The sequence below is a fragment of the Nocardia sp. CC201C genome, assembly GCF_030010695.1.
In the GTDB taxonomy this organism is placed as follows: domain Bacteria; phylum Actinomycetota; class Actinomycetes; order Mycobacteriales; family Mycobacteriaceae; genus Nocardia; species Nocardia otitidiscaviarum.
Genome location: NZ_JASCXP010000047.1, coordinates 20,502 through 27,418 on the forward strand (window position 1 = coordinate 20,502; position 6,917 = coordinate 27,418).

Consider the following 6,917-nt stretch of genomic DNA (forward strand, 5'->3'; position numbering starts at 1 on the left):
TCGCCACACGGCGCCGCCCGTTCGGAAGCCTGCATCCGAACGTCCGGCGACCGGGTTTCAGATGCACCGTCCCGGGGTCACGAGCCCCGGCCCGATGCGCGGTTCGGCCGCGGCGGATCCTCGATCCGAGGATCCGGCGGCCGACCACCTGCTCGCCGACGACGCCGTGCTCGACCTGTCCACCGATATCGCGGGCAAGGACGTCGAAGACACCCTGGCTCGGCTGGACGCCGAACTCATCGGCCTCGCCAATGTCAAACTCCGGGTACGCGAGATCGCGTCACTGCTGCTGATCGACCGGGCTCGTGAGCGCTTCGGCCTCTGGGCGACCCGGCCCACCATGCACATGAGCTTCACCGGCGGGCCGGGCACCGGTAAGACCACCGTCGCACTGCGCATGGCCGAGATGTTGCACGCGCTGGGCTATATCCGGAAACCCAAGGTGCACACCGTCACCCGCGACGATCTGGTCGGCCAGTTCATCGGGCACACCGCGCCCAAGACCAAGGAGGCGCTCGCCAAGGCCGCCGGGGGCGTGCTGTTCATCGACGAGGCGTACTACCTGTTCCGGCCGGAGAACGAGCGCGACTACGGCCAGGAGGTCATCGAGATCCTGTTGCAGGAGATGGAGAACGAGCGCAACACCCTCGTCGTCATCTTCGCGGGTTACCCGGACCGGATGGAGACCTTCTTCTCCGCCAATCCCGGCCTGTCCTCCCGGGTGGCCCACCACATCGAGTTCCCGGACTACACCCACGCGGAACTGCTGAGCATCGCCCAGCTCATGGTGCGACAGGAGAACTTCCGCTTCGACGAGCTCGCCGTGGCCGCGTTCTCGCGCTACCTCGAATTACGGATGGCGCGCCCGCGTTTCGCCAATGCCCGCAGCGTGCGCAATGCCCTGGACCGCTGCCGCCTGCGCCAGGCCAAGCGGCTGGTCGAACTGCACCGTCCCGTCGGCCGGGACGACCTGATCACCCTCATCGACAGTGACGTCTACGGCAGCAGTGTATTCGCGGACGCCCCGCAGGAAGGGCCGTCCCCGTGATGAAATGAGAGGGCCCGTGCCCGAAGGACTGAAAACCCTCACCCGCTACACCATCGAGCAGGAGCACCGGCATCCCGGATCCTCCGGGGAATTCTCGGCCCTGGTGAATGTGCTGGCCACGGCAACCAAAATCATCGCCAATCGGGTCACGCGAGGTGCCATCGTGGGCTCACTCGGGGCCGCCGACGCCGACAATCTGCCGCTCACGGTGCACCGCAAGATGGACGCCATCGCCCACGACGTGATGGTGGCCGAGACGCAGTGGACCGGGCCACTGGCCGCGCTGGTCTCCGAGCAGCTCAGCGGAGTGCACACGGTGCCCAGCGAGGTGCGGCGCGGCAAGTACCTGCTGGCCTTCGATCCACTCGACGGGTCCAGCAATATCGATGTGAACCTGCCCGTCGGAACCATATTCAGCGTGCTGCGCGCCCCCGAGGACGGGCGCGAACCGACGGCCGCGGACTTCCTGCAACCCGGCGCACAGCAGGTGTGCGCCGGGTTCACCCTGTACGGGCCCGCCACCATGCTGGTGCTCACCACCGGCGACGGGGTGGACGGATTCACCCTGGACCGGGAGATCGGCGCGTTCGTGCTCACCCATCCGCGCATGCGCATTCCCGACGACACCGCCGGATTCGCCATCAACGCCTCCAACGAGCGGTTCTGGGAGCGGCCGGTACGCCGTTACGTGCACGAATGCCTGGAAGGCGTGGACGGGCCGCGCGGACGCGACTTCAATATGCGGTGGGTGGCCTCACTGGTCGCCGACATCTTCCACATCCTCACCCGCGGCGGGGTGTACCTGTACCCGCGCGACACCCGCAAGCGGCCGCCGCGGGTCTCGCTGCTGTACGGGGCCAATCCGATCGCTTTCGTCGTCGAACAGGCCGGAGGGCGGGCGACCACGGGCGATGCACGGGTGCTCGAGGTGCGGCCGGAAGAGCTGCACCAGCGCATTCCGTTCATCTTCGGCTCCCGCAACGAGGTCGAGCGCATCGAGCGCTACCACCGCGAACCCGAGGAGGGGCCGTCCTTCGACGCCTCGCTGTTCGGCACACGCTCGCTGTTCCGATCGGCGGGCCGCTGACCGGGCCGCTCCATCGGGGCAATTCCGTTGTCCGGCAATCGAGGAGGTTCCATGTCGGTCAAACATCCCGTGGTCGCGATCACCGGGTCGTCCGGTGCCGGGACGACCAGCGTCACGCGGACGTTCCAGGAGATATTCCGCCGGGAGGGGATCAACGCGGTGATCGTGGAGGGGGACTCGTTCCACCGCTACGACCGCAACGAGATGCGCATGGCCATGGCCGAGGCCGAACAGCAGCGGAATCTGTCCTTCTCGCACTTCGGGCCGGAAGCGAACCTGCTCGCCGAGCTGGAGGCGCTGTTCCGCGATTACGGGGAGACCGGCGTCGGCATGGTGCGCCGCTATCTGCACGACGAGAACGAGGCCAAACCCTACGGGCAGCCGCCGGGCACCTTCACCCCGTGGGAGGAACTGTCGCCCGGCAGCGACCTGCTGTTCTACGAGGGCCTGCACGGGGCGGCCGTCACCGACACCCTCGATGTCGCCCGGTACACGGACCTGCTGGTGGGTGTGGTGCCCATCGTGAATCTGGAATGGATTCAGAAGGTGCACCGCGACAAGACCGAACGCGGGTACTCCAGCGAAGCCATCATCGACACCATCCTGCGACGCATGCCCGACTACGTGAAGTACATCTGTCCCCAGTTCTCCCGGACCTACGTGAACTTCCAGCGGGTGCCGACCGTGGACACCTCGAATCCGTTCACCGCGCGCACGATACCCACCGCCGACGAGAGCTTCGTGGTGATCCGCTTCGCCGACCCCAAAGTGATCGACTTCCCGTATCTGCTGTCCATGCTGCACGATTCGTTCATGTCGCGGCCGAACTGCATCGTGGTGCCGGGCGGCAAGATGGATCTGGCCATGCAGCTCATCTTCACCCCGCTCATCCTGCGGCTGATGGACAAGCGGCCCAAGCGATCCCGGTAGGTCCCGGCACTCGATGCACGATCGCACGGCGTGCGTCAGGTCTGGCGCACGGTGACGCCCAGGTCCGCGCAGGCGCGGGCCGCGCTCTCCAGCGCACCCTCGATCCAGGCACGGCCGCGGGTGGAGGTGCCGTCTCCGGCGAAGACGACCCGGCCGTCCATTTCCGGTGTGCGGGTGTCGGGTCCGATCTCCACGGCCTGACCGGGCAGGTACACCGCGGCCTCACCGCCCGCCCAGCGGTCCTGCGCCCACGAGTGCGAGGCGTAACCGCCGGTCCAGGCCGCGCGGACTTGGTCGCCGTAGCGCTCGACGAGGTGGTCCAGACATTCGGCGGCGCGGTGCCGCGGGGTCAACGCGTCCCAGGCGCGGGCGTCGTCGGACCAGGTGTAGGAGGCGATGACGACGCCGCCGTCGCCGACCGGATGCGACGGGTACACCGTGACCCGTGGCGCGGTATCGGTGACATCTACCCCGCCGTGTCCTTCCCACCAGCGGGTGGAGAACTCCAGGAAGGTCTTGGTGGCGGCGTCGTGGTGCAGTTCGGCGATGGCGCGCTGCTTGCCGTAGGACAGATGCGGACGGAAGGTCAGATGCCGCAGCAGCGAGAACGGTGCGGTGACCACCACGCGGTCGGCCTCGAGCACGGCCGCGTCCGGTCCGTGGGTCACGCGCACGCGGGCGTCGCCACCGTCGATGGCGGTGACCTCCGCGCCGGTGCGCAGGTCCACCCCGGCCGCCACCGCCGCGAAACCCAGCTCCGAGGTCAGCCGATCGGTGCCGTCCACCACTTCGACGAGTTCGGTGCCCGGCTTCAGATAGGTCGCGGTCATCATGTTGTGGGTCAGGCTCAGACCCATGCGCGCGGTCAGGCCCTCGGTGGATCCCACGTAGTCGATCTGGTTGTCGGTCAACCCCCGCGCGGTGAGCCAATCCCGCAGCGACAGTTCGTCGTAGCGGGCCAGGAAGCGGGTCCAGTCCTCGACATCGGATCCGGCGTCGATGCGCGCCGCCGTCAGCGCGTCGTCGAGCAGGGCGCGTCCGGGGACCGCGTCCAGGCCGAAGACCGCGGCGATGGTGGCGGGATCCCGATCGTATTCCGCCCGGGTCGACAGCCGCCCGCCCGCCTGCACCGTGCGCTCGGGGTGGCCGAGCAGGAACGGCCGCGTGGGCAACTCCAGCCGACGCAGCATGCCGATGGTCAGGGCATGCGTGGTGGGAATGCGCATGGCACCCGCTTCGGCGTGACCGCCGGTGCGGGCGAATTCGTCGCGCAGCGTGCGGATGCGGCCGCCGATGCGGTCCGAACCCTCCAGCACCACGACCCGGTGACCGGCCTGGGCCAGCACCCAGGCCGAGGCCAGACCGGCGACGCCCGCGCCCACGACCGCGATATCGAGGGGCTGCGCTGCCGGTTCCGGGCCGCCGCCGTGGAGCAGATGACCGTAGCGGGTCCGCAGATTCGCGCCCGACTCGTCCACTCCCAGGATGTCCCGCGCCACCAGCCGCGCCCGACCCAGCCGGGCGTCGGTGATTCTGGTCGGGGCCAATAGCACCGCATCGCGCTCCCGCCCCGCGATGGTGGCACCGAGCACGCTGCCGAGCGCCAGGCTCACACCGCCGACAGCGGTGGTACGCAACAGATCTCGCCGTCGAATGATCACAACGTACACCTCCGAACATCGGCCGGCGGCCGTCCCACGAGGAATACGGCCGCCGGAATGGACGTGACAATGCTGATTGCTAGAGTTCGCGGGGAAGTCCCTTGGCGTCGCTCTTCACCTGGAACGCGGAGATGATCTCCATGATGCCGATGGCGATGAGCCAGCAGCCCACCACCAGCGTCAGTGCGCTGATCGACGCGAACGGCACCGCGATGAGCCAGCCGCCGGCGATGGCGAGCAGGATGCCGAAGAAGATCGACCAGCCTCGACCCGGCATGCCCTCCGCCGCGATCGCCGTGACCAGCACGGTGACGCCGCGGAATATCCAGCCGATGCCGATCCAGATGGCCAGCAGCCAGATCGCGTTCAGTTCATCGCGGAAACAGAAGAAGCCCAGAATGAACGACAGAATGGCGCTGATGAACGCCAGAATGCGCATCCCGGTGCTGATATGCCCGCCGAAGGCGGCGATGAGCTGGAAAATACCGGAGACGATCAGATAAATACCGAAGAGGACACCCGCGACCACCAGGGTTTTCCCGGGCCAGACGAGGATGATGATACCGAGCGCCACCGAGAGAACGCCGGTGACCAGAATCCACTGCCAGGCACTGCGGGCCAGCATAGTGAGCGGCCCTTCCGACACTTCCTCTTTGCTGGTTGTCATGGCGACAGAATAAGCACAGGTGAGGTCATTAGCGGGGAGGTTGCCTTGTGTTGTAAGACCGTTGTGACCGGGAGCCCCGCCCCTTCTGCGGTAGAGTAACTGAAGTTAACCGGGATTCTCATTGTTCCCGGCAGGACCGAAGAAGGAGCAGTCATGACCTCGGCCGTCATCGTCGACGCTGTCCGCACCCCGTCCGGCAAGGGCAAACCCGGTGGTGGCCTCTCGGATATCGCACCGGCCACCCTGCTGGCCGGCGTGCTGGAAAGCCTCGTCGAGCGCACCGGAATCGATCCGGCACTGATCGATGATGTGATCGGCGGTTGCGTCACGCAGTCGGGTGAGCAAGCGGGCAATATCTCCCGCATCGCACTACTCGCGGCCGGGTTCCCGGAATCGGTGCCCGCCACCACCGTGGACCGGCAGTGCGGGTCCAGTCAGCAGGCCGCGCATTTCGCCGCCCAGGGCGTGCTGGCCGGTGCCTACGACATCGCCATCGCCTGCGGCGTGGAATCCATGTCGCGAGTGCGAATGTTCTCCAATACCCAGGGCGTCGACATCTACGCACCCATCGCCGGGCGGTATCCGGAAGGGCTCGTACAGCAGGGTATTTCGGCCGAGGTCATCGCCGCCCGCTGGAAGCTGAACCGGGCCGCCCTGGACGAATTCGCCGCCCGCTCACACCGGCTGGCCGCCGAGACCGCCGCCGCCGGCGGCTTCGACCGGGAACTCGTCGCGGCCGGAACGCTCACCGCCGACGAGACCATCCGGGCCACCACCACGCCCGAGGGGCTGGCCGGACTGCGGCCCGCATTCGTCGACGAGCGGTATCGGGCGCGGTTCCCGGAGATCGAATGGTCGATCACACCGGGCAATTCGTCGCCGCTCACCGACGGGGCGTCGGCCACGCTCATCATGAGCGAGGAGAAGGCGAACACACTCGGCCTCACCCCGCGCGCCCGCTTCCACTCCTTCGCCGTGGCCGGGGACGATCCGCTGCTCATGCTGACCGCGGTCGTGCCCGCCACCCGCAAGGCGCTCGGCAAGGCGGGCCTGAGCATCGACGATATCGACGTCTACGAGGTCAACGAGGCATTCGCGCCGGTGCCGCTGGTGTGGGCGCACGAACTGGGCGCGGACCCGGCCAAGCTGAATCCGCGCGGCGGTGCGATCGCGCTCGGGCACCCGCTGGGCGCCTCCGGCACCCGGATCCTGGCCACCATGCTCAACCATCTGGAGCAGACCGGCGGTCGCTACGGCCTGATGACCATGTGCGAGGCGGGTGGGCTGGCCAACGCCACCGTCGTGGAACGCCTCTGAGCGCTCCCGCAGCGGCACCGTCCCGCAGCGGAGTCCATCTGGGTGTCGGTCGATCGCCGTAGGGTGAGAGCCGCTTCATCGGTGGTAGGAGGACGAGCGGTGCGGGTGTCGTGGGATCAGGTGTTCGCGTGGCGGATGCGGCGGCAGTTCGTCGATCCGCGCGGCGAGGTCGGGGTCGTGGAGATCGCGCGGCGGCTGTGCGGGGTG

6 protein-coding genes are annotated in these 6,917 nt (G+C 67.9%); 4 read left to right on the forward strand and 2 right to left on the reverse strand.

Annotation, left to right across the window (positions count from 1 at the left end):
- Positions 1-94: 94 nt before the first annotated feature.
- The 3 genes from QK444_RS07925 to QK444_RS07935 are packed head-to-tail and all read left to right on the forward strand — an operon-like array spanning position 95 to position 3,065.
- Positions 95-1,048 carry an AAA family ATPase gene (locus QK444_RS07925; RefSeq protein ID WP_282778549.1) on the forward strand — a complete coding sequence of 318 codons (954 nt, stop codon included), beginning with the start codon at positions 95-97 and terminating at the stop codon, positions 1,046-1,048.
- 16 nt (positions 1,049-1,064) lie between these two features.
- Positions 1,065-2,135, forward strand: coding sequence for a class 1 fructose-bisphosphatase (locus tag QK444_RS07930; protein WP_282778551.1), 1,071 nt, complete (start codon positions 1,065-1,067; stop codon positions 2,133-2,135).
- A 51-nt stretch (positions 2,136-2,186) separates the two neighbouring features.
- Positions 2,187-3,065, forward strand: coding sequence for a phosphoribulokinase (locus QK444_RS07935; protein WP_282778553.1), 879 nt, complete (start codon positions 2,187-2,189; stop codon positions 3,063-3,065).
- A 35-nt stretch (positions 3,066-3,100) separates the two neighbouring features.
- Here the strand turns inward: QK444_RS07935 and QK444_RS07940 are convergent, their stop codons facing one another.
- Positions 3,101-4,726 (reverse strand): FAD-dependent oxidoreductase, encoded by a 1,626-nt coding sequence (locus QK444_RS07940; RefSeq protein ID WP_282778555.1) that lies wholly within the window; start codon positions 4,724-4,726, stop codon positions 3,101-3,103.
- A gap of 79 nt (positions 4,727-4,805) precedes the next feature.
- Positions 4,806-5,393: an HdeD family acid-resistance protein gene (locus QK444_RS07945; protein ID WP_282778557.1), complete on the reverse strand. Its 588-nt coding sequence runs from the start codon at positions 5,391-5,393 to the stop codon at positions 4,806-4,808.
- 153 nt (positions 5,394-5,546) lie between these two features.
- On the opposite strand from QK444_RS07945, the gene QK444_RS07950 reads away from it, so the two are divergent.
- Positions 5,547-6,710 carry a thiolase family protein gene (locus QK444_RS07950; RefSeq protein ID WP_282778559.1) on the forward strand — a complete coding sequence of 388 codons (1,164 nt, stop codon included), beginning with the start codon at positions 5,547-5,549 and terminating at the stop codon, positions 6,708-6,710.
- Positions 6,711-6,917: the final 207 nt, after the last annotated feature.

Excerpts from the sequence above, each read along its gene's own strand:
- QK444_RS07950 (WP_282778559.1), top strand. The coding sequence starts at position 5,547 with ATGACCTCGGCCGTCATCGTCGACGCTGTCCGCACCCCGTCCGGCAAG.
- QK444_RS07935 (WP_282778553.1), top strand. The coding sequence starts at position 2,187 with ATGTCGGTCAAACATCCCGTGGTCGCGATCACCGGGTCGTCCGGTGCC.
- QK444_RS07945 (WP_282778557.1), bottom strand. The coding sequence starts at position 5,393 with ATGACAACCAGCAAAGAGGAAGTGTCGGAAGGGCCGCTCACTATGCTG.
- QK444_RS07925 (WP_282778549.1), top strand. The coding sequence starts at position 95 with ATGCGCGGTTCGGCCGCGGCGGATCCTCGATCCGAGGATCCGGCGGCC.